Source organism: Bradyrhizobium sp. 45, assembly GCF_023073155.1.
Classification (GTDB): Bacteria; Pseudomonadota; Alphaproteobacteria; order Rhizobiales; family Xanthobacteraceae; genus Bradyrhizobium; species Bradyrhizobium canariense_D.
The window spans coordinates 215,862-238,092 of record NZ_JADPIX010000143.1; the positions used below are offsets into that span (position 1 = coordinate 215,862).

Below are 22,231 nucleotides of genomic sequence, written 5' to 3' on the forward strand. Positions count from 1 at the left end.
CGGGGCTGCATCCATGATGACGTTACCGAAACTGGCGGCGGACTCCCTTGAAAAATTGCTGGGCTCGTTCATGCGTCGCCGGTTCGACGAGCCCTCTGCGCGCATCGTCGAGAGCGCAACCCGCACGGCGATGGAATGCATCGGCAATAGCGACGCGCTTTATCACAATATCGAGCATACGATGCTGGTGACGCTGGCGGGTCACTCCATCCTCAGCGGCCGATATCTTCACGCCCATCTGTCGGCGGAAGACTATGTCCATGTCCTGATCGCCTGCCTGGCCCATGACATCGGCTATGTGCGCGGCCTGTTCGAGGAGGATGACACCGATGGCTTCGTCATCGATGCAGCCGGCACCAAGGTGTCACTGCCGCGCGGCGCCTCGGATGCAAGCCTGATGATGTATCATGTCGACCGTTCCAAGCTTTATGTTTCGCGGCGGCTGCGACACATTCCGGGGCTCGATCCGGAGCGCATCGCCCGCGCCATCGAGGGCACCCGGTTTCCGGCCCGGGAAGGCCAGGACTATGACGACGAGGCCTCGATCCTGCGCGCCGCCGACTTCATCGGCCAGCTCGGCGACCCCAATTATCTGCGCAAGGCCAATGCGCTCTACTACGAGTTCGAGGAAGTCGGCATCAACCGCCAGCTCGGCTACGATTCGCCGGCCGACATCGTGAACCGCTATCCGCAGTTCTATTGGAATAGCGTCGCGCCGCACATCCAGACCGAGATCGGTTACCTCAACAAGACCGAGATCGGTCGGCAGTGGATCGCCAACCTCTACAGCAACGTGTTCCGCGCCGAGCGTGACATCACGTTATCCGGGCCGCAAAAATAGCTCCGCTTTCTAATGCAACAAAAAACGGTCACCACCGATATCCTCGACATCGCCTATCGCGAATACGGCGCGCCGGACGGCTGGCCCTGCATCATGGGTCACGGCTTTCCCTACGACGTGAACGCCTATGCCGAGACCGCGCCGATCATGGCGCAAGCGGGCGCCCGGGTCCTGGTGCCCTGGCTGCGCGGCTACGGGCCGACGCGATTCCGCTCCGCTGCGACGTTGCGCTCCGGCGAGCAGGCGGCGCTGGGCGCCGATCTGCTGGCCTTCATGGATGCGCTTGGAATTGCGCGCGCGGTCGTCGGCGGTTACGACTGGGGCGGGCGCGCAGCCTGCGTGGTCTCGGTGCTGCGTCCGGAGCGCGTGATCGCGCTCGTCTCGGGCAATTCCTACAACATCCAGAACATCGCGCGCTCGATGGAGCCGGCTTCGCCACCGGAGGAGGCGGCGCTCTGGTATCAATATCTCTTCCACAACGAACGCGGCCGCCGTGCGCTGGAGCGCAACCGGCGCGGTTTTGCGCGCCAGCTCTGGTTGATGTGGTCGCCGAGATGGGCCTTCGACGACGCGACGTTCGAGACCAGCGCCATCTCGTTCGACAATCCCGATTTCGTCGATGTCGTGATCCACTCCTATCGACATCGTTACGCGCTGGTCGCGGGCGATCCCGCCTATGCCGCGATCGAGGCGAAGCTCGCCGCCCAGCCCCTGGTTCGGGTACCGACCATCGCGATCGACGGTGACAGCGACGGCGTCAATTCCGGCACCGCTCACCACGCAGGCAAATTCGTGGGCTTTTTCGAGCGGCGCGTCTTTACAGGGGCCGGCCACAATTTACCGCAGGAGCGGCCGGCCGAATGGGCCCAGGCCGTGCTCTATGTACGGAAAGCGGCCTCATAGCGCCGGATTTCTCGTCCCGCTGTCTTGCCGCTCTCACAGCTTCCGATTTTTCCTGATTCCGGGAACCTTTTCCGATCGCAGCCGTCCAAAGCTGTGGGCCGCCTTCTGTATGCGGTTCGTTGCAGGGGAGTTTTCGATGAAGACGCAAACGCGCAGGCTGGAACGTGTCGCGGTCGCGCAGGCGCCGAGCGAGCGGCCTGAGAGGGCGGAGGTCGAGCAGGCGATCCGGACCATGATCCGCTGGGCAGGCGACGATCCCGCGCGCGACGGTCTGCGCGACACGCCGGACCGGGTCGCGCGCGCCTTCGAGGAGTATTTCTCCGGCTATGCGCAGGATCCGACCGAAATCCTGCAAAAGACCTTTGAGGAGATCGAAGGCTATGACGAGATGATCGTCCTGCGCGGCGTTCGCTTCGAAAGCCATTGCGAGCACCACATGGCACCGATCGTCGGCCGCGCCTGGGTCGCTTATATCCCGCAAGGGCGCGTCGTCGGCATCTCCAAGCTCGCGCGTCTCGTCGACATCTACGCCAAGCGGCTTCAGATCCAGGAGAAGATGACCGCGCAGATCGCCAACACGATCAACGATGTGCTGAGGCCCGAAGGCGTCGGGGTCATCATCAAGGCGACGCATCACTGCATGACCACGCGCGGCGCGCACAAGCCCGGGACAGATCTCGTCACCAGCCGCATGCTCGGCGTGTTCCGCGACAATGCGTTGACACGCCAGGAGCTGCTGGGGCTGGCCAATTCGGACGATTGATCCGCGGACGGCTCAAGGAGGCAACGCCACGACCGAAGACAAGAAGCCAAGCGGGCCCGACCTGAGCCGAGGCGTGACCCTCGGCGAATTCAAGGACGGCAAATTGCTCGGCCATGTCGGCGAGGAAGACGTCCTGCTGGTGCAGGCCGGCAGCGAGATCTTTGCGATCGAGCCGGCCTGCAGCCACTATCACGGTCCGCTCGCAGAAGGACTGGTGGTTGGCGACACCATCCGCTGTCCCTGGCATCACGCCTGCTTCTCCTTGCGGTCAGGCGAGGCGACCCGTCCGCCGGCGCTGAATGCGCTGGCGGTGTGGGAGGTCTCGCGCGATCAGGACAAGATCGTCGTCCAGCGCAAGCGCGAGATGCCGAAGCCTCCGGCACCTCACCGGACAGCGCCAGCGTCGGAAAAATTCGTCATCATCGGTGGCGGCGCGGCGGGTTTCGCGGCGGCGGAGACGCTCCGTCGCGAGGGCTTTGCCGGCGCCATCACCATGCTCAGCAATGACAGCGCGATGCCGGTCGACCGGCCCAATCTTTCCAAGGATTACCTCGCGGGCAACGCGCCGGAGGATTGGCTGCCGCTGCGGGGCGAGGACTATTATCGGGACGCCGGCATCGATCTCAGGCTCAACACGAATGTTGCCGCGATCGAGGCGAAGACGCGCAGCGTGACGCTGGGCAACGGCGACAGGCTGCCGTTCGACCGGCTGCTACTCGCGACAGGCGCCGAGCCGGTCCGATTGCAGATTCCGGGTGCCGACCAGCCTCATGTCTACACCCTGCGCTCCGTCGCCGACAGCCGCGCCATCATCAAGGCGGCCGGCAGCGCCAAGCGTGCGCTGGTGATGGGTGCCAGCTTCATCGGCCTCGAAGTCGCGGCCTCCTTGCGGGCACGCAAGATCGAGGTGCACGTGGTCGCGCCGGACGAACGGCCGATGCAGAAGGTGCTCGGTCCCGAGATGGGCGACTTCGTGCGCGCCCTGCATGAGGAGAACGGTGTCAACTTCCATCTCGAGGACACGGTGGAAAAGCTGGACGGCACGCGCGCCACGTTGAAGAGCGGCGGCGTGATCGAGGCCGACCTGGTCGTGATCGGGATCGGCGCCAAGCCGCGCCTTGCGCTTGCCGAGCAGGCGGGGCTTGCGGCCGATCGGGGCGTCAGTGTGAGCGAATATCTGGAGACCAGCATATCCGGCATCTTCGCCGCCGGCGACATCGCGCGCTGGCCCGATCCGCATTCGCGGCAAACCATCCGCGTCGAGCACTGGGTGGTGGCGGAGCGGCAGGGCCAGACCGCGGCGCGCAACATGCTCGGCAAGCGGGAGCGCTTCGAGGCCGTGCCGTTCTTCTGGTCGCAGCACTATGACGTGCCGATCAACTATGTCGGCCACGCCGAGAGCTTCGACGATATCGCGATCGACGGCAGCATTTCCGGCAAGGACTGCCTGCTGAAGTATCGCAAGGGCGGCCGCGTTCTTGCGATTGCTTCAATTTATCGGGATCTCGACAATCTCAAGGCCGAGCTGGAGATGGAGCGGACGCGCGGCTGAGGCGCGCATCCGGTCTCGATTTGCGTCAATGGCGCTGCCCGCGAGGGCGGCTGTGCACCGGCTGATCAGCAACTCGACGCAAGACCGTCTTGTGGAACTCCGCTGATCTGACGTGCTGGCAAAAGCAGCACGTCGCGCCTCCAAGTCGCGCGGCGATCATCACCGGGGAGAAACCATGAAAGCCGCTTTGGTCCTGGCTGCAGCCTTGGCTGCCTGCCTGTCCACGCCTGTCTCCGCGCAGAAATCCTACGGTCCCGGCATCAGCGACACCGAGATCAAGATCGGCAACACGATGCCCTATAGCGGCCCCGCTTCGCCCCTCGGTATCACCGGCAGGGTGATCTCGGCGTATTTCGACGAGGTCAATGAGAAGGGCGGCATCAACGGCCGCAAGCTCAATCTCCTGTCGCTCGACGACGCCTTCTCGCCGCCGAAGACCATGGAAGCGGCGCGGCGGCTGGTCGAGGGTGACGGCGTCGCCTTCATCTTCGCGACCATGGGCACGGCGCCGAGCTCGGCGATCGCGAAATATCTCAACAGCAACAAGGTGCCGCAGCTGTTTCTGATCAGCTCGGCCTCGAAGTGGAACGATCCCGCCAACATGCCCTGGTCGATGGCACTGCCATGGGCGCCGAACTACACCAGCGAGGCCGCGATCGACGTCGCCTATGCCCGCGCCAAGAACCCGAACGCGCGCTTCGCGGTGCTCTATCAGAACGACGACGCCGGCAAGGAATATCTGCGCGGCGTCAAGGAAGCGCTTGGTGCCGACGCCGACAAGGCGATCGCGATGGCGTCGAGCTTCGAGGTCGCCGACCCCACCGTCGATTCCCAGGTGCTGACGCTCGCCAACACCAAGGCCGACGTGTTCATGATCTATTCGGTGACGCCGCGCGCCTGCGCCCAGGCGATTCGGAAAGCGCATGAGGTCGGCTGGCAGGCGACGCGCTTCCTCGCCTCGGGCTGTGCCAACAAGGCGACTGTGATGGTCCCGGCCGGCCTCGATGCCGGCAAGGGCGTGCTCTCGCTCGGCTCGCTCAAGCCGTTCGTCGAGGCGCCGAAGGACGATCCGGCGATGACGGCCTATATCGATTTCATGAAGAAGCGCCTGCCCAATGCCGACGTCAACAACGTCGCGGGTCTCTACGGCTACACCGTCGCCGAGGCATTGGTGGTCTTGCTGAAGCAGTGCAAGGACAATCTGACGCGCGAGAACATCATGGCGCAGGCGGCCAATTTGAAGAACGTGCCGCTATCGCTACTGATGCCCGGCATCACCCTCAACACCACGCCGCAGGATTTCCGCCCGATCAAGGACGGCTATATGCTCCAGTTCAACGGCAACGACTGGATCGTCGCCAGCGAGCTGCTGCGCGGCACGTGAGGGGCACGCGAGCGGCAGCATAGACAGTGCACCCTCTCCCCTTGCGGGAGAGGGTGGATCGCCGCGAAGCGGCGAGCCGGGTGAGGGGTATCTCTCCGCGAGTCGTCTCTACATTTGAACTCGCGGATACAACCCCTCATCCGGCGCTTCGCGCCACCTTCTGCCACAAGGGGAGAAGGGAACAGGAGGACCCCATGGATTTTCAACACTCCGAACGTTCGCTGGAGCTGCAGGAGCGGGTCCGCCGGTTCATGCGGACGCATGTCGAGCCGGTCGAGGAGCTCTACTACGAGCAGGTGAAGCCGGAAGCGACACGCTACAGGACGCCGCAGATCCTTCAGGACCTGAAGCGGCTGGCGCGCGAGCAGGGGCTTTGGAACCTGTTCCTCTCCGGCGAGCACGGCCAGGATCCCAACAACACTGGCTTGACCAATCTCGAATACGCGCCGGTGAAGGAGATCATGGGCCGCATCCTCTGGGCGCCGGAGGTGTTCAATTGCTCGGCGCCCGACGTCGGCAACATGGAGGTGCTGGCCAATTACGGTACGCCGGCGCAGCAGGAGCGCTGGCTGAAGCCACTGCTGGAAGGGCGCATCCGCTCCGGCTTCTCGATGACGGAGCCGCAGGTTGCCTCCAGCGATGCCACCAACATCCAGTGCGAGATCAGGCGCGACGGCGGCGACTACGTCATCAACGGCCGCAAATGGTTCACCTCGGGCGCGATGAACGAGGATTGCGAGATCCTGATCGTGATGGGCAAGACCGCGCCCGACGATCCCGATCGCCACCGCCAGCAATCCATGATCCTGGTGCCGAGAGCGACGCCTGGCGTGCGCATCGTCCGCGACATGCTGACCTACGGCTATGACGACGCGCCGGTCGGCCATCCCGAGATCGTCTACGAGAACGTTCGCGTGCCCGCGGAGAACATCCTGCTCGGCGAGGGCCGCGGCTTCGAGATCGCGCAAGGCAGGCTCGGCCCCGGCCGTATCCACCATTGTATGCGGCTGATCGGCTGCGCCCAGCGCGCGCTCGAATTGATGTGTCAGCGCGCGGTCTCCCGCACGGCCTTCGGCAAGCCGCTCGCAGAACAGGGCTCGGTGCGTGAGGACATCGCGCACTCATTCTGCGAGATCGCGCAGGCGCGGCTCTTGACGCTGCAAGCCGCCGACAGGATGGACCGCGAGGGCAACAAGATCGCGCGCGACCTGATTGCGGCCGCCAAGATCGTGGTGCCCAGCATGGCCGCCCGCGTTATCGACCGCGCCATCCAGATCCACGGCGCTGCCGGCGTCTCGCAGGACACGTTCCTGGCGCGTGCTTACGTCTACGCCCGCTTCATCCGCATCGGCGACGGACCGGATCAGGTGCATCTGGCCGCGGTGGGGAAGGAGCTGATCAAGCGTGGCGGGGTGATGGGCTAGCAAACGCCATCACTGACGGCCCCATTTCTTCTTTCCCGCGCAAAGCAAGGCGGCATGAACACCTTGCCGGCGGCGCCTTGACCACCGTCACTGGACCAGATGTGCGGGCCGAAGGGGCCTGAATGCGGCGCGCAGCTCGGCGGAGAAAAGCGCCGGCTGCTCCCAGGCAGCAAAATGACCGCCTTTGTCGACCTCGTGGAAGTAGGTCAGGTTGCGATAGGCGCGCCGGGCCCACGTCTCCGGGGCTTGATAGCTCTCGCCCGGGAAGACCGTGATGGCCACCGGCAGTGAGATCTCCGCAGTCTTCTCCGGACCTGCAAGGGCGGGACTGCGCCCGCTATATTCCCAGTAAAGTCGCGCCGAGGAGGTGGCGCTGTTCGTCAACCAGTACAGCGTGATGTCGTCCAGCACCTCGTCGCGGGATTTTTCGGAGTCGGTGTCGTCGAACTTCCAATGCGAGAAGCCGGGATGTCCGAGCATCCAGGCTGCCAGGCCCGCGGGAGAATCCGTCAAGCCGTAGCCGATCGTTTGCGGCCTCGTTCCCATCATCAGCGCGTAGGACCGGTTGCCCATCTTGCCGGCCGCACTGAATGCATCGAACGCCGCGCGTTCCTTGGCGGAGAGGTCTGCCGGAGCAGGCCCGCCGGCCGCGAGGATCGCGGCGATATCGGGCGGGACGATCGCCGGCAAGTTGATATGGATGCCGAGCAAGCCTGCCGGCGCCAGCCGTGCCATCGCACTCGAGACCGGCGAGCCCCAGTCGCCGCCCTGCGCGACATAGTGGGTGTAGCCCAGGCGCTTCATCAGTTCCGCCCAGATGCGCGCTGTGTGGTCGGGACCCCAACCGGTATCGACCGGCTTGCCGGAGAAGCCATAGCCGGGCATCGAGGGGATCACGACGTCGAACGCGTCTTCGGCCCGGCCCGCATGGGCCGTCGGATCGGTGAGTGGATCGATCAGCTTGAGCTGCTCGAAAACCGATCCCGGCCAGCCATGGGTTATGAGGACAGGGAGGGCATTGGGATGTTTGGAGCGGACATGAATGAAGTGGATGTCGATGCCGTCGATGTTGGTGACGAACTGCGGAAGTCGATTCATCCTCGCTTCGATCTTGCGCCAGTCGTAGGCCGTCCCCCAATAGTTGACGAGGGGCTGGAGCTTCGCCAGCGGGATACCTTGGGACTGATCGGAAACAGTCTCGCGATCAGGCCATCGCGTCGCCAAAACGCGCCGCCGAAGCTCGACAAGGTCCTCCTCCGGCACGGCAATGTGGAAGGGGTGAATTGTGCTTTCGCCCGCGGCCGCCGCTGCACGCAGCGGAAACACGCTCGCGGAAATCGCCGCTGAAACTCCAATCGCTACGGTGCTCAAAAGCGCGCGCCGGCTTCTGTCGATGGTGTTCTCGGAATTGTATGGCATCGGCATGGGACACCCTCCTGGCTTCAGGCGATCGGAGCCTGCGGAGCAGGGCAGTCCTTCGTCTGGCTCTGCAACATGGCTCGGAAGCCGGTCAATAGCTCGTTAAGGCTTGTTAGATGCTGTGAGCAGTTGCGACTGATGCAGGGGCAAGGTGAAGAAAGACAAGTTCAGCAGTTCTGTCCCTTGTCCCCCGACAAGGACGGAGTAGACAAGCTGATCGGATCTGTGCGTCGGCTCCTTGTCCATGAACGCATTCAGCAGCGGGCCTTGCTGCGCGAGGACATTGCAAACTCCCTCTGTGACATCGCGCAAGCAAGCCTTCTCACGCCAGGTGGCAGCCTCCGTCGCTGCGATGATCGCTTCTGCGAAAACCCGCCGATGAGAATGAAAACACGGTCAGGCGGGCGAGCGCACCGATTATCCTGATTGGTCGCGCTATGAGAGTCATGTCGCGCTATTTCGCCGCGGCTCTCGTCGTCATGCTGTTGACGCAATGTCTGTCTTAGACGGCGACAACTAAAACACGGTGCTGGAACTATTGCGGTTCCTCCAACGGTTCCGGAGCCAGGGGTTGGCTCGACCCGCAAAACGATTTGCGGCATCGGAACTGAACAATCGAAAATCACAGGAGATATAATGGGGTTCCGATCGAGCGCCGCAATTTGCGGCGCCATGATTGCGCTTGCCGTTTCCGTTTCTGTAGCGCGATGTGAAGCTGGTGGGGTTCACTCAAACGCTGTCGACGATGCCGCTTCCGGGGAAGCGATCGTTGGCGCGGCATCCATGTACAATCCGTTCAAGCCGGGCAAAGAGGAGGGCGGCCCGAAGACGGCTTCCGGCGAGCGCTATGATCCCTCGGTGTGGTCGGCTGCCATCAAGACGAGCTTGCGTAAGAAATTCGGTGGGGTCCAATTTGGCGCGAAGCCGAAATACGCCCTCGTCGAGGCCGTCGGCAAGAAGGTCATCGTCAGGATAAATGACGTGGGACCGCTAAGGCCTGGCCGCATCATCGACTTCAATGAGCGGACGATGCGCCATTTCGATCCGAGCCTGGAGCGCGGGGTCATTCCTGACGTAAAAGTCCGACCGCTTGCCGGCGGCGATTGGACCCCCGGACCGGTTGGCTGAACGTCGCACCAGAAGGTCGCGCAGTACGACCGAAGGTCCCGACGCCATCGCCATGATGACATCACGGTTTGCTGCGCGCCCGCAGCAGCCATGTCTACGCGTCTAAACTACTAAGCGGCCGTGATCTTCGAAATCTGGCCTTCGGCTCCTGTGCCAAGGCCATCCACACCTGTCGCCTCTATGCAGAGTTTAAGCGCTCCGCCCAGAGTTGCAGCAGCCAGATCCGCCTTGGCACCTTCCCGCAGGCTTTCCAGCGCCGCTGGCTCGATGTCCTTCATCCAGCAACCCAGAATGATTGTGGCCTTCGGCAATTTACGGCGAAGCCGTCGCACCGAGTAACGCATATGGGCAGGGCTGCTTGCATCCATATAGACGAGGCAGACAATGGCGACCCCGTCGGTCTCCAGCCGGAAGATATTCGCCGTCGACAACGCTTCCGCTGCCTCGACTCTGGCCGACAAGCCATGCGCGCCGGTCAGTTGAGCCAGCATGATCGCAGCGGCTTCGTCGATCGGATTTCGCCCGGCCACACAGAGGACGGGATGTTCGCCTTGCCATCCAGCGGGCAAGTCCTCCTTGCGCAGAACCCGCAGACTCTCATAAGGCGCGTCTTCAGCCACGCCTTCTATGGCAGATGTAGCTTCGACATCTGTTGTCGGGCCGACCTTCGGCGGCAGACGCTCATCCTGCTCCGAAATGTTATTGGCAAATTCCTGGACCGCATCCCTGATTTTGGTCAGCCGGTCGGGAGCCAGAGCGCCGCGCTCGGCATCCACTTGAGCCAGTTGCAGTCCTCGCAGGGCGACTTCGTCGTAATAGGAGCTAAGAGATCGCTCCTTCAAGAACTCCTCGGCTTTTGCCGATGCTTCTGTCGGATCGCCGGCGAGCATCCGCTGATAGAATATCTCGGGCGGAGAGAGTGCTGGTCGGTCTCCAAACATGACGTCCAGGAACTCCAGCCGCTCGACATGGCGGCCCAGTACGACGAGACACACCGTGAGTGGTGTCGCCAGAACGAGGCCGATCGGACCCCAGAGCGCCGTCCAGAACGTCGCAGAAGCCACAACGGCCACCGGCGACAGTCCCGTGCTGTGTCCATAGACCATCGGCTCCAGCACATGGCCGACGACGGGCTCCACCACCACGAACAGCGCGATCGTCCAAAGCAGCATCGTCCAGGTTGGATCGACCGCGACCGCGAGAGCGAGAGGAAAGGCGGCGGCGATGACCGCCCCGATGTAAGGCACGAAGCGCAGCACTGCTGCCAGAATACCCCACAGGATCGCGCTTGGAACGCCGATCAGCCAGAGACCCGTTCCGATGATGATGCCGAAGCTGCCGTTCACGAGAAGCTGGATAAGGAAAAGCCGGCTGAGGCGGCTCGCCGCGTCATCAAGGGCAGCCGTGGTGCGCTGCAGGTCATCCGAACCGGCCAGCCTGATCAGACGATTACGAAGATCCTCGCGTTGAAGCAAAATGAAGATCACGAATATGACGATGATCCCGGTCGTTGCGAGCGGATGAAGCAAGGGTGAAATCAGCGTTTGCAAGCTCTCCAGCGCGCCGGGATCGGGCTGAAGCACTTCCACAGGAACGGGCCTCGGCGCGGCCGCTTTCGGAGCTGCTATGGTGCCCAACGAATTCGCGGCCTCCTTGGGCTTGTCGAGTTCTTTGCTGAGGTCCTTCAACATGCTCGAAGCCCGCTCGAGCGTGCCTCGACCAGCGGTGGTCTCACGGAAGGATTGGATCTTCTCGCTTATTGTGGACTGATATCGCGGCAAATCGCCAGCCAGCTGCGTGAGTTGGGTAGCAAGGAGACTGCCCATCGCAAATATGAATGCGAAGGCGATCACGACCACGCTCACCACAGCCAAACTGCGTGGAATGCGCAGACGCTGAACCAGTCGAACCAGGGGCGCCAGCACGAAGCTGAGCAAGACGGCCAGCGCTATGGGGATGATGATCTCGCGACCATAATACAGCACCATGACAATGATCGCGGCGAGAATGGCCATCGCCACGGCGCTCAATAGCGAAATCAATTCTTCCGGTGTTCGTGCTTTGAATGGCTGCCTGATCACAGCTCCTCGCTAGGCCGGGAAAAGCGGCGAGTTTGTTGACGTCCAGTGAGTTCAAAAAAGCCGCGGATTGCTCCGCGGCTTTTGCATTCACAGGATTCGTATCTCAGTAGCGGTCGGTGCCGATCCCGACGCTCACGCCGGGAGCGCGGAAGCCGATGCCGCTGCGCTCTTCATAGCCGCGCCGCTCGATGTAGCGCTCGCGAGGCGCATATCCGTAGGAATCGCGCCCTTCGCGGATGATGACACGGCGTTCGCCGCGCTCGCGCCAGCAACGACCGTCTTCGTTGCAGACCATGCGCACGTTCTGAATGTTGCTGTCCGGAGCGACAGACAGGGTGGGAGACAGCGGGGCTGCAGCAGCGGCGGTCACGAGAAGGGTACTTGCTGCGGCCGCCAGGGCGGCTGTGAAAAATTTCATCGTGTTTCTCCCAAATGTGATGTGTCAGTGAGGCAATAGACTGGGAACCCAATGGTTCCATGGCTGAACAGATATCGTCAGCTGCCGCCATTCTGTTCGCAGGCATTCCCTGCCCGAAAGACAGGTGAACTCGCCATGATTGGCGAGGAAGATGGGATTGCGGAGAGAGGCATCGCGCGGTCTCTGTGAAGATCGGCTTCGAGATCCTGCCGGCCCAGCGCGGAAAGCTCCAACATTGACATCATGCTCCTGTTTTGCCCGACGGAGCAAGTAGATTCGTCAAATCCGCAGAAGACGGGGCGGTAGCCAAGCCATTGAAATCGCTGTCCCCGGCTACTGTGCATGGGGTTGTTTTCGCGTTTTTGATGGAGCGACCCCACCGCCGGCTCTGTTGGCGATGGACGTGCGGCTACCCGGCCTTGGCGATGCGGCCGTCCGCCGCGCCCGAGCGCAGGTTCTGGAAGAACTTCTCCACCTCGCACGACAGCGTCTCCGCCGTCTCGGTCACGCTGCTCGCAGCCCTCAGCACCGAGGAGGCCGCAGTATCGGTCTCGCCGATGGCGTCGCGGAGCGAGCTGATGTTGGCGACGAGGGTCTCGTTGCCTTGGGCAGCCGATTGCGCGTTGGACGAGATCTCGCGCGTGGCGGCGTCCTGCTGGCTGATGGCGCCGGCGATCGCCGAGGTGACGTCGTTGATCTCGCGCACCGCGCCGCCGATCTCGCGGACGGCGTCGACCGCGTTGCGGGTGGAGGACTGGATCATCGAGACGTTTTCGCTGATGTCGGCGGTCGCTTTCGCGGTCTGCCCCGCGAGCGCCTTCACTTCGTGTGCGACGACGGCAAAGCCGCGGCCAGCATCGCCCGCGCGCGCCGCTTCGATGGTGGCATTGAGCGCGAGCAGATTGGTCTGCTCGGCGATCGCCTGGATCAGGCTGAGCACGCCGTCGATGCGTTGCGTGGCGGCCGCCAGGCTCTCGATCTCGGCAATCGATTTCTCGGTGCGCTGCCCGGTCTGCTCGACCGCACTGGCGGATTGCCGCACCTGCCGGCCGATCTCCACAACAGACGCAGACAGCTCCTCGGCCGCGCCTGCCACCGCCGTGACGTTGTGCGAGGCCTGTTCGGTGGCGTTCGCCGCCATGCCGGCGCGACTGCTCGCGTCCGCGGTGACGCGGGTGATGGTCTGCGCCGTCTCGCGCATGACGGAGGCGTTGTCGCTGAGGCCGCGCATGATCGCGCCGATCGCCTCGCGAAACGCGTCGACGGATTGCTCGATGTGGCGGGCGCGCTCCTCGCGCGCGGCGGAGTCCTGCGAGACCTGCGAGGCGAGGTTGCGGTTGCGCCCCATCGCGTCCTGGAAGATCTGGATCGCGCGCGCCAGTGCGCCGATCTCGTCGGCGCGGTCAGAGTGGGGCACCACGACGTTCTCGGCGCCGTCAGCGACCTGCTTGATGGTCGCGGTGATGGCGGAGAGCGGGCGTGCGATCGAGCGGGCGATGATGACGATGCCGATCACGACGAGGGCGAGCGCCACGCCGGCGAGGCAGGTCAGGACGAAGGACAGGATGCGATTGGTCTCGGTCTCGTGCGCGATTTGCCTCGCGCGCTCGGAATAGACTTTGGACAGCGCCTCGAGATCCTTGTTCAGCGCCGAGCGCACGGCGCGGTTGGCGTCGTTGTCGCCCCATTCGCGGCCCGCGGCCGCATTGATCTCGACGCCGCGGCGCACCAGCTCCTTGCGAAACTCGACGAACTGCTCGATGCGCTTCTTGAAGGTGGCGAACTGTTCGGCATCGTCAGCCTTGACGATGGTCTCCCAGCGCTTCACGACGTCGAGGATCTGGGCGTTGAACTTGAGCAGGCCCTCGCCGTATTTCTTCACCACGGCCGGTTCGGTCGACATGTAGACGCCGCGTGATTCCATCACGACCGCATAGACCAGCGAGTTGACCCGCTCAACGTTCAGCGCGGCGGCGTTCGCGGTCTCGATCGCGGTGGTCAGCTCGGCACCGCGGCGGCTGTTGTAGTCGGACAGCATCGCGATCGCGGCCGTGAGCAGCGCGAACAGCGCGAAGATCGCGTAGAGCTTGTTGGCAAGCGTGAAGCGGCCGGCGAGGCCGGCGGCATTCCCAGATTGGTCGGTTTTCATGGTTTCAGGGGCCCGAATGGCCGGGAGCGGCCGGAGAGCGCAGTCGTACAAATCAATGCAAAACTATGCAGAATGAAGATGGACGCGGCGTTAACGCCGGGTTTGGCCTCCTTCGCCCTCGGTCGAAAGAAAGGTCGATATTTCAGCGTCTTGATCTGAAGGTATAGTCTTGGGATTGCCCTGGAGTCGGCCTTTGGCCGACGAACCCCGGAGAGACCCTTGGTCTACCGCCACACCATCGACGCCACGACGTACACGTTCCCGGATTTGCGCGACCTGCTCGCCAAGGCGACGCCGCCGCGCTCCGGTGACCGGCTGGCCGGGATCGCCGCCGCCAGTGCCGAACAGATGATCGCGGCGCGGATGGTGCTGGCCGACGTCCCTCTCGGGCAGTTCTTACAGGAAGCCGTCATCCCCTATGAGACCGACGAGGTCACCCGCCTCGTTATCGACAGCCACGACGCCAAGGCGTTCGCGCCGGTGGCTTCGCTGACGGTCGGCGCCTTTCGCGACTGGCTGCTATCGGACGCCGCGACGCCCGAAATCCTACGCAAGCTGGCCGGCGGCATCACCCCGGAGATGGCGGCGGCGGTGTCGAAGCTGATGCGCAACCAGGATTTGATCCTGGCGGCGCGGAAATGCGAGGTCACCACCGCTTTCCGCAACACCATCGGTCTGAAGGGCCGGATGAGCACCCGGCTCCAGCCCAACCATCCCTTCGACGACGCCAGAGGGATCACCGCCTCCATCCTCGACGGCATCCTGCTCGGCGCCGGCGATGCCTGCATCGGCATCAACCCGGCGAGCAACGACCCGGCCGTGATCGGCCAATTGCTGCGGCTGCTCGACGAGGTCATCGCGCGGCTGAAGATCCCGACCCAGGCCTGCGTGCTGACCCATGTCACCACGACGCTGTCGCTGATCGGGCAGGGGGCGCCGGTCGACCTCGTGTTCCAGTCGGTCGCCGGCACCGAGGCCGCCAACCGCAGTTTCGGCGTCGACCTCGCGCTCCTCAAGGAGGCCCAAGAGGCCGGGCTGTCGCAGAAGCGCGGCACGGTCGGGCAGAACGTGATGTATTTCGAGACCGGGCAGGGCTCGGCGCTATCGGCCAATGCCCATCACGGCGTCGACCAGCAGACCTGCGAGGCCCGCGCCTATGCGGTGGCCCGCGCCTTTGCGCCCCTCCTGGTCAACAGCGTGGTTGGCTTCATCGGCCCGGAATATCTCTACGACGGCAAGGAAATCATCCGGGCCGGGCTGGAGGATCACTTTTGCGGCAAGCTGCTCGGCCTGCCGCTTGGGATCGACGTCTGCTACACCAACCACGCCGAGGCGGACCAGGACGACATGGACAATCTGCTGACGCTGCTTGCGGCCGCCGGCGTCACCTTCATCATGGGTGTCCCCGGCGCCGATGACGTCATGCTGAACTATCAGTCCACGTCTTTTCACGACGCGCTCTATGTCCGCGACGTCTTCGGATTGCGTCGTGCGCCGGAATTCGACGACTGGCTGGTGCGGTCGGGCATTGCGGGCCCCGATTTCCGTCTTGCCGGCGATGCAGGCCTGCTGCCCGATTTTGCCTCACGGTTGATCGCGTGACGTGGCGGAAGCACCCGGTGGCCCGAGGAAACCATTGGTGCCCAAGGGAATTAAGCTCTGCCACAATATTGAGAAATTCCGGCGGCAGCATTACGCTATGTAGCTGTCTGGCAATTTCCGCAGCTAAGTCGAGCGTGGCGGGGGAGCTTTGATGCGAGCTGAAAGTAACGGGACGTCCCGGCGGATTCTCTGCGTGTTTCCGCGATACACATCGTCGTTCGGGACGTTCGAGCATTCCTACCCACTAACCGATGGCGTCCGCGCCTTCATGCCGCCGCAGGGACTTTTGCTGCTCGCGGCCTATCTGCCCGAGGAATGGCAGGTCAAATTCGTCGACGAGAACCTTCGCCGTACGACCAGAGACGAGTTCGAATGGGCCGAGGCGGTCTTCGTCAGCGGCATGCACATCCAGCGCCAGCAGATGAACGATATCTGCCGCCGCGCCCACGAGTTCGATCTGCCGGTCGCGCTCGGCGGCCCCTCCGTCAGCGCCTGCCCGAACTACTATCCATCCTTCGACTATCTCCATGTCGGCGAGCTCGGCGACGCCACCAATCAGCTGCTCGAGATACTGTCGCGCGACATCTCGCGTCCCGAGACCCAGGTGGTTCTGACCACCAAGGACCGCGTGCCGATGACGGAGTTTCCGATCCCGGCCTACGAGCTCGCCGACGTGAAGAAATACTTCCTCGGCAGCATCCAGTATTCCAGCGGCTGTCCGTATCAGTGCGAGTTCTGCGACATCCCCGGCCTCTATGGCCGCAACCCGCGCCTCAAGTCGCCGGAGCAGATCATCGCCGAACTCGACCGCCTGCGGGAATGCGGCATGACCGACACGGTCTATTTCGTCGACGACAATTTCATCGGCAACCGCAAGGCGGCGCTCGACCTCCTGCCGCATCTGATCGAATGGCAGAAGAGGACCGGCTACATGGTGCGGCTCGCCTGCGAGGCGACGCTCAACATCGCCAAGCGGCCGGAAATCCTCGAGAAGATGCGCGAGGCCTATTTCGTCACCATCTTCTGCGGCATCGAGACGCCCGACCCCGATGCGCTGAAGGCGATGCACAAGGACCACAACATGATGGTCCCGATCCTCGAGGGCGTGCAAACCATCAACTCCTACGGCATGGAGGTCGTGTCCGGCATCATCATGGGGCTCGACACCGACAAGCCGAACACTTCGGAGGCGCTGCTCGCCTTTGTCGAGGAGTCCCGAATTCCGCTGCTCACGATCAACCTGCTTCAGGCGCTGCCGAAGACGCCGCTGTGGGACCGTCTGGAGCGCGAGGGGCGCCTGGTCGAGGACGACGGGCGCGATTCCAATGTTGACTTCCTGTTGCCCTACGACGACGTCGTTGCGTCCTGGAAGCACGCCATGGCCGTCGCCTACGAGCCCGAGAAGGTCTACGGGCGCTTCCAGTATCAATGCGACCACGTTTACGTGCACCGCCTCAAGATGCCAACGCCGGACGAGATGAAGACCTGGACCAACATCAGGCGCGGCCTCGTCATGCTGCGAAACATCTTCTGGAAGGTCGGCGTGCTCGGCGACTACAAGCGCGTGTTCTGGAAGTTCGCGCTGGGCCGCATCAAGCGCGGTGATCTCGAAGGGCTGATCGGCTGCACCCTGATCGCGCACCATCTCATCACTTTTGCGCGGGCGGCCTCGACCGGCCAGCAAAACGCCTCGAACTATTCGATCCGGCTACGCGAGGCCTCCGTCCCCGCCGAATGATGCGACATGTCTGATCCGGCCATCCCGCGTCGTCCGACCCTCGATCTGCGTTCGCTCACGCCCGCGCGCGTGGCGCTGGGGCGCAGCGGCGCGAGCCTGCCGACGCGGGCACTGCTCGATTTCACACTGGACCACGCCCGCGCCCGCGATGCCGTACACGCCGTGTTCGATGCGCCGCGGCTGGTCGCGGATCTCTGCGCGCTTGGCCTCGTCGTCACCGAGGCGAACAGCCGGGCGGTCGACCGCGGGGACTATCTGCGGCGGCCCGATCTGGGCAGACGGCTCGATGCCGGATCAGCCGAGTCCTTGGCGCGGAGCGCCTCGGAGCCGTGCCAACTCGCACTCGTGATTGGCGACGGCCTGTCGGCGGCGGCGGTCCACGCCCATGCGGCCGCGCTGGTGATGCGCCTGCTGCCGTTGCTCGCGGCCGACGATGGTGTCGCGATCGGCCATGTCGTCGTCGCCTCAGGCGCGCGCGTCGCGCTCGGCGACGAGATCGGCGCCATTCTCGGCGCGCGCATGGTCGTGATGCTGATCGGCGAGCGGCCGGGCCTGTCGGCGCCCGACAGTCTCGGCGCCTATCTGACGTTCGCCCCGAAGCCGGGCCGTACCGATGCCGAGCGCAATTGCGTGTCGAACATCCACAAGGCCGGGTTGAGCTATGACGAGGCTGCCTTCAAGATCGCCTGGCTGGTCCGCGAGGGGCTCGCGCGGGAAGTGAGCGGTGTGGCGCTGAAGGACGAGAGCGCAGACCGGGCGCCGCGTCGAATTGGCACGGCTTTGCCCGGATGAAGGGCATTAAGGCAAAATCGCCACATCTTGATCGATTCGGCCACACTCCGCCTGCTTGCGAGAAGGGCGATTGACCTGCTAAACCCCTCGCAGCGATTTTCTGCGCATTTTCAAAGGGCAAGCCTCCCATTGGTATGGCATTTTCAAGCCGTTCGCGGGGCGCGACAAGCTCACAGACCCGAGCCGATTTAGGAACTGGACAAGGCATGCTCGAAAAGCACAGCGAGAGTGAGGTTCATGTCGACAAGGTCGAGCAGGGACCTGCGTCCTCGATCGCCTTCGGGCTGGAGCGCATCGGGCTGATCGCAGTCCGGGCGCCCATCGTCTCCTGCGTCGTCCTGCTCGTGCTGATCGTCGGCGCCGTGTTTGGCATCCACCGGATCAAGATCGACGATTCGCTGTCGCAGCTGTTCCGGTCCAACACGCCGGAATTCCGCCAGTACGAAGCGGTGACCAAGAAGTTCCCGGCCGAGGAATTCGATGTCCTCGTCGTAGTCGAGGGCAAGACCCTGCTGGCCCGGAACAACCTCGAGAAGCTGCGCGACTTCGTCACCGACATGCAGCTGGTCGAGGGTACGCGCGGACTGGTCTCGCTGTTCTCCGCGCGTCAGGCGCCCGCTCCGGGCAAGCTTCCCGCCGCACTGTTCCCGCCCGAGCTGCCCGAGGGCGAGGCCTATGACAAGTTCATCGAGGGCGTCAAAGCCAACGAGATCATCCGCGGCAAGCTGTTGTCCGAGGACGGCACGCTGGCGCTGATCGTGCTGTCGCTCGATCCGGAGGTGGTCGCCTCCAACAAGCTGACCAAGACCGTCGCCGACATCCGCGCGCTGATAAAGGAAGACCTCAGTGACACCGGGCTCAACGTGCAGCTTTCCGGCGTGCCGGTGATGCAGCTCGAGATCCGCAACGCGGTCGAGCGCGACGGGCTCACCTACAACATCCTCGGCATTCTCGCCGGCTGTGTCATCGCCATCATCTTCTTCCGCAAAATCTCGTTCATGGTGGCGGCGGCGTTCCCGCCGATGATCGCGATCCTGCTGGCGCTCGGCGCGCTCGGCTGGGCCAATTTCAATCTCAACATGTTCCTGAACGTGATGACGCCGCTCATCATGGTCATCAGCTTCTCGGACTCGATGCAGCTCACCTTCGCCGCGCGCGACCGGCTGATCGCGGGCCAGGACAAGTTCACCGCATTCAAGAACGCGGTGCTGGTGGTGGGACCGGCCTGCGTGCTGACGCACGGCACCGCAGGCATTTCCTTCATCGCGCTCCAGTTCTCCGACTCCGATCTGATCCGCAAGTTCGGCGAGGCGGGTCTCGCCGCCACCATCATCGCGCTGGTTGCGGTGTTGTCGCTCGTGCCGGTGTTCGGCGTGCTGCTCGTGCGCAACGAGAAGGTCTTTGCGACCAAGTTCCAGAGCGCGGATGCCGGCGTACAAGCGCTGCGTAATTTCTGCTACTGGATCGCGGTGCGCATGGTGGGCCGTCCCGGCCTGTTCAGCCTGATCGCGGTGGTGTTCGTGGCGGGCCTCGGCGTCATCTACGCAAATCTGGAGCCGCGCTACCGGCTCGCCGACCAGGTGCCGGACAAGCGCCAAGCGGTCGCGGCCAGCGACCGGCTCGACGCCAAGCTCACCGGCGCCAACCCGGTCAACGTTCTGATCCAGTTCCCCAAGGGTGAATCGCTCTATTCGCCGGAGACGCTGCAGACCATCGCGGACGTGCACGCGACGGTGGAGAAGGCCGCCGGTGTCGGCAATGTCTGGTCGGTCGAGACCCTGCGCCGCTGGCTCGCGGACAAGGCCGGCAGCGCCGACGTCGCGACCCTGAAGGAATATGTCAGCGTCATTCCGGAGCATCTGGTGCGCCGGTTCATCGATGCCGAGCAGGACGCGGTCGTGGTCGCAGGTCGCGTGCCGGACAAGGATTCCAGCCAGCTCCTGCCGATCGTCGACAAGCTCGATACCGAGCTCGACGCCGTCCGCAAGAAGCATCCCGGCTATGAAGTGGCGGTCACGGGTCTTGCCGCGATTGCCGCGCGCAATTCGGCCGGCATGATCGAGAAGCTCAACCGCGGGCTCACCGTCGAATTCGCGCTGGTCGCGATTTTCATCGGCCTTGCCTTCCGTTCCTGGGTCGTGATGTTCGCCTGCATCCTGCCGGGCATCTTCCCCGTCGTGATGTCGGGAACAGTGCTGTGGGCGATGGACGAGGGACTGCAATTTGCCAGTGTCGTAGCTCTGACCGTTTCGTTCGGCCTGGGCTTAAGCGCCACCATCCACTTCCTCAACCGCCTCAGGCTCGAGAGCAAGCCGGGCGTCGGCTCGGCGCTCGCAGTGGAGCGCGCGACCGTGCTGGTCGGCCCGGCCTTGATCCTGACCACGTTGGTGCTGGCCTGCGGTCTCGTCGTCACGGTGTTCTCCGATCTGCCGTCGCTACGGCTGTTCGGCTGGCTCAGCGCCTTCTCGATGGTGATGGCGCTCGTCGCCGACCTCTTCATCCTGCGGCCGACGGCGATGTGGTTGATCAATCTGCACGCCAAGCTTCAGGGCACCGACAAGCCGGCGATCTGAGCGGCTGCATCCATCGGACACGGAATCGGCGCGGTCCGGACGATTGCGCCGCGCCTCCGAAAAACAACAAGCCCCGGTTCGCGAGAACCGGGGCTTGTCGCTTTCGAAGCGGAAAGAGCTGTCAGCCCTTCGTCATCGTGATGTTGACGCCGCGAATCTCGCCCTTGGATGAGATCTGCACCGTCTGCTTGGTGCCGTTGGTGCGCAGCGACAAATTGGCGGCAAAGCCGTTGGCCTCGACGAACACCTCGATCTGGCCGCCACCGGCAGTGCCTTGGAGATTGCCGAAGATGTTGCGGTTGGTCTCGCTCCAATTGCCGGAGATGCGCTCGCCTTGGCTGGTCACATCGCTGGTGAGGTCGAACTTGTAGCTGTCGGAGGCGCAGTGCAACGCCTGCTTGAGACTGAGACCGGTGCCGGCAACCTTGTAGTCCGCCTTGCAGCGGATGCGCTCGGTCGAGCCGTCGGACAGCGACACCGTACCCGTCCCGGTCCATGCGCCCTCGAAACCTGCAAACGGTCCGGACGACTGAGCCTGACTTGTCGAAACCGAGAAGAGCAGCGCAGCGCCGATGCCGGCCGCCTTGATTGCCAGTTCAGTCCGTCCAAAGAATTTCATCTCAAAATATCCCGTTTAGAACGACGTCCGCTTCTCACGAAGAACGTCTCGCTACATCGAAAGTTTAGTGTTCCGAGCCAGTGACAGGTTCAATGCCCGACTGCCAGAGATGGCAGTTCACGACGCCTTGCGCCATGCTTCCACCTCTCGATTTGTCGTATTTCGGCATGTTTCTTGGTCCCGAGGCGGTATCGAGAGATGCAGCTCTGCAACAGGTGCGCAGCAAAACGCGGCGCACCTGAATTATGACGTACTATCAGTCTCTTACATTTGCCAGAGAAGACGCAGGGAAGCCCTGATTTGGTGGACGTGGCGCCAATTTGGCCGCATTTGCCAGTGCTTGTGCCTTCTCCGAGGCCGCTCCTCCCGCGGCGACTTGCCATCAGAACAATCCGCTCCGGTCGTCGCCCTGTGCTGTCCGGGATTGGTGCGATTCTGCCGTCAGAATGAAGGAATACAATGCGTAAGCTTCTCGTCGCTCTCACCTTGCTGTCGGCCTCCCTCTCGACCGCAGCGTTCGCCCAGCAAGGGCGCGGCACGGACGCCGAGCAGAAGGCCTGCTCGCGCGATGTGCAGAAGCTCTGCCGTCCGGTCATCGACCAGGGTGATTTCACCATCCTGGCCTGCCTCAAGGAGAACCGGGCCAAGATCTCTCAGGCCTGCGACCAGGTCCTGAAGAACCACAACCAGTAAGCTCGGCCACTGGCCCACAAAAGGCGGCCCCGGGGCCGCCTTTTCGGACCTGATCCGCAAAGGGCAGCCATCGAGAGACAGGATTGGTTTTGCGGCCGTATTCCCCTATATGGGGGCCGCGGCGGCATCGCCCGCACGGGCTCGCGCGAGCG

The 22,231-nt window shown here is 63.6% G+C and carries 17 protein-coding genes; 12 read left to right on the plus strand and 5 right to left on the minus strand.

Annotation, left to right across the window (positions count from 1 at the left end; translation table 11 throughout):
* Positions 1 to 13: 13 nt before the first annotated feature.
* The 6 genes from IVB42_RS33535 to IVB42_RS33560 all read left to right on the plus strand — a co-directional run bounded on the left by IVB42_RS33535 (position 14) and on the right by IVB42_RS33560 (position 6,867).
* Positions 14 to 841, plus strand: coding sequence for a metal-dependent phosphohydrolase (locus IVB42_RS33535; RefSeq protein ID WP_026233269.1), 828 nt, complete (start codon positions 14 to 16; stop codon positions 839 to 841).
* A gap of 12 nt (positions 842 to 853) precedes the next feature.
* Complete coding sequence (locus tag IVB42_RS33540; protein WP_247394073.1) at positions 854 to 1,744, plus strand: alpha/beta hydrolase; 891 nt, start codon at positions 854 to 856, stop codon at positions 1,742 to 1,744.
* A gap of 136 nt (positions 1,745 to 1,880) precedes the next feature.
* On the plus strand, positions 1,881 to 2,507 hold the full coding sequence (gene folE, locus IVB42_RS33545; protein ID WP_018456940.1) for a GTP cyclohydrolase I FolE: 627 nt from the start codon (positions 1,881 to 1,883) through the stop codon (positions 2,505 to 2,507).
* A gap of 73 nt (positions 2,508 to 2,580) precedes the next feature.
* Positions 2,581 to 4,059 (plus strand): FAD-dependent oxidoreductase, encoded by a 1,479-nt coding sequence (locus IVB42_RS33550; protein ID WP_247471868.1) that lies wholly within the window; start codon positions 2,581 to 2,583, stop codon positions 4,057 to 4,059.
* 175 nt (positions 4,060 to 4,234) lie between these two features.
* A complete protein-coding gene (locus IVB42_RS33555; RefSeq protein ID WP_018456938.1) occupies positions 4,235 to 5,443 on the plus strand; it encodes an ABC transporter substrate-binding protein in 1,209 nt (402 codons plus the stop codon).
* Between the two features lie 194 nt (positions 5,444 to 5,637).
* Positions 5,638 to 6,867, plus strand: coding sequence for an acyl-CoA dehydrogenase family protein (locus IVB42_RS33560; protein ID WP_018456937.1), 1,230 nt, complete (start codon positions 5,638 to 5,640; stop codon positions 6,865 to 6,867).
* Between the two features lie 87 nt (positions 6,868 to 6,954).
* On the opposite strand, the gene IVB42_RS33565 is transcribed toward IVB42_RS33560, so the two are convergent.
* Complete coding sequence (locus IVB42_RS33565) at positions 6,955 to 8,292, minus strand: epoxide hydrolase (protein WP_247394070.1); 1,338 nt, start codon at positions 8,290 to 8,292, stop codon at positions 6,955 to 6,957.
* A gap of 630 nt (positions 8,293 to 8,922) precedes the next feature.
* Here IVB42_RS33565 and IVB42_RS33570 point away from each other — a divergent pair.
* Positions 8,923 to 9,414 (plus strand): septal ring lytic transglycosylase RlpA family protein, encoded by a 492-nt coding sequence (locus tag IVB42_RS33570; RefSeq protein WP_026233268.1) that lies wholly within the window; start codon positions 8,923 to 8,925, stop codon positions 9,412 to 9,414.
* Positions 9,415 to 9,524: 110 nt separating this feature from the next.
* Here IVB42_RS33570 and IVB42_RS33575 read toward each other — a convergent pair whose 3' ends face one another.
* The 3 genes from IVB42_RS33575 to IVB42_RS33585 form a co-directional block, all read right to left on the minus strand.
* Positions 9,525 to 11,429, minus strand: coding sequence for an AI-2E family transporter (locus IVB42_RS33575; RefSeq protein WP_247300316.1), 1,905 nt, complete (start codon positions 11,427 to 11,429; stop codon positions 9,525 to 9,527).
* A 169-nt stretch (positions 11,430 to 11,598) separates the two neighbouring features.
* Positions 11,599 to 11,913 carry a hypothetical protein gene (locus tag IVB42_RS33580; RefSeq protein ID WP_018456931.1) on the minus strand — a complete coding sequence of 105 codons (315 nt, stop codon included), beginning with the start codon at positions 11,911 to 11,913 and terminating at the stop codon, positions 11,599 to 11,601.
* 409 nt (positions 11,914 to 12,322) lie between these two features.
* A complete protein-coding gene (locus tag IVB42_RS33585) occupies positions 12,323 to 14,062 on the minus strand; it encodes a HAMP domain-containing methyl-accepting chemotaxis protein (RefSeq protein WP_247394584.1) in 1,740 nt (579 codons plus the stop codon).
* A gap of 219 nt (positions 14,063 to 14,281) precedes the next feature.
* On the opposite strand from IVB42_RS33585, the gene IVB42_RS33590 reads away from it, so the two are divergent.
* The 4 genes from IVB42_RS33590 (at position 14,282) to IVB42_RS33605 (ending at position 20,767) form a co-directional block, all read left to right on the plus strand.
* Positions 14,282 to 15,664, plus strand: a complete 1,383-nt coding sequence (locus IVB42_RS33590) for an ethanolamine ammonia-lyase subunit EutB (RefSeq protein WP_247394067.1) — start codon at positions 14,282 to 14,284, stop codon at positions 15,662 to 15,664.
* A gap of 151 nt (positions 15,665 to 15,815) precedes the next feature.
* A complete protein-coding gene (locus IVB42_RS33595) occupies positions 15,816 to 17,402 on the plus strand; it encodes a B12-binding domain-containing radical SAM protein (RefSeq protein ID WP_247471872.1) in 1,587 nt (528 codons plus the stop codon).
* A gap of 6 nt (positions 17,403 to 17,408) precedes the next feature.
* Positions 17,409 to 18,194, plus strand: coding sequence for an ethanolamine ammonia-lyase subunit EutC (gene eutC / locus IVB42_RS33600; protein WP_085362342.1), 786 nt, complete (start codon positions 17,409 to 17,411; stop codon positions 18,192 to 18,194).
* Positions 18,195 to 18,400: 206 nt separating this feature from the next.
* Positions 18,401 to 20,767 carry an MMPL family transporter gene (locus tag IVB42_RS33605; RefSeq protein WP_018456926.1) on the plus strand — a complete coding sequence of 789 codons (2,367 nt, stop codon included), beginning with the start codon at positions 18,401 to 18,403 and terminating at the stop codon, positions 20,765 to 20,767.
* Between the two features lie 121 nt (positions 20,768 to 20,888).
* Here the strand turns inward: IVB42_RS33605 and IVB42_RS33610 are convergent, their stop codons facing one another.
* On the minus strand, positions 20,889 to 21,386 hold the full coding sequence (locus IVB42_RS33610) for a hypothetical protein (RefSeq protein WP_018456925.1): 498 nt from the start codon (positions 21,384 to 21,386) through the stop codon (positions 20,889 to 20,891).
* Between the two features lie 459 nt (positions 21,387 to 21,845).
* On the opposite strand from IVB42_RS33610, the gene IVB42_RS33615 reads away from it, so the two are divergent.
* Positions 21,846 to 22,079, plus strand: a complete 234-nt coding sequence (locus tag IVB42_RS33615) for a hypothetical protein (RefSeq protein WP_007593627.1) — start codon at positions 21,846 to 21,848, stop codon at positions 22,077 to 22,079.
* Positions 22,080 to 22,231: the final 152 nt, after the last annotated feature.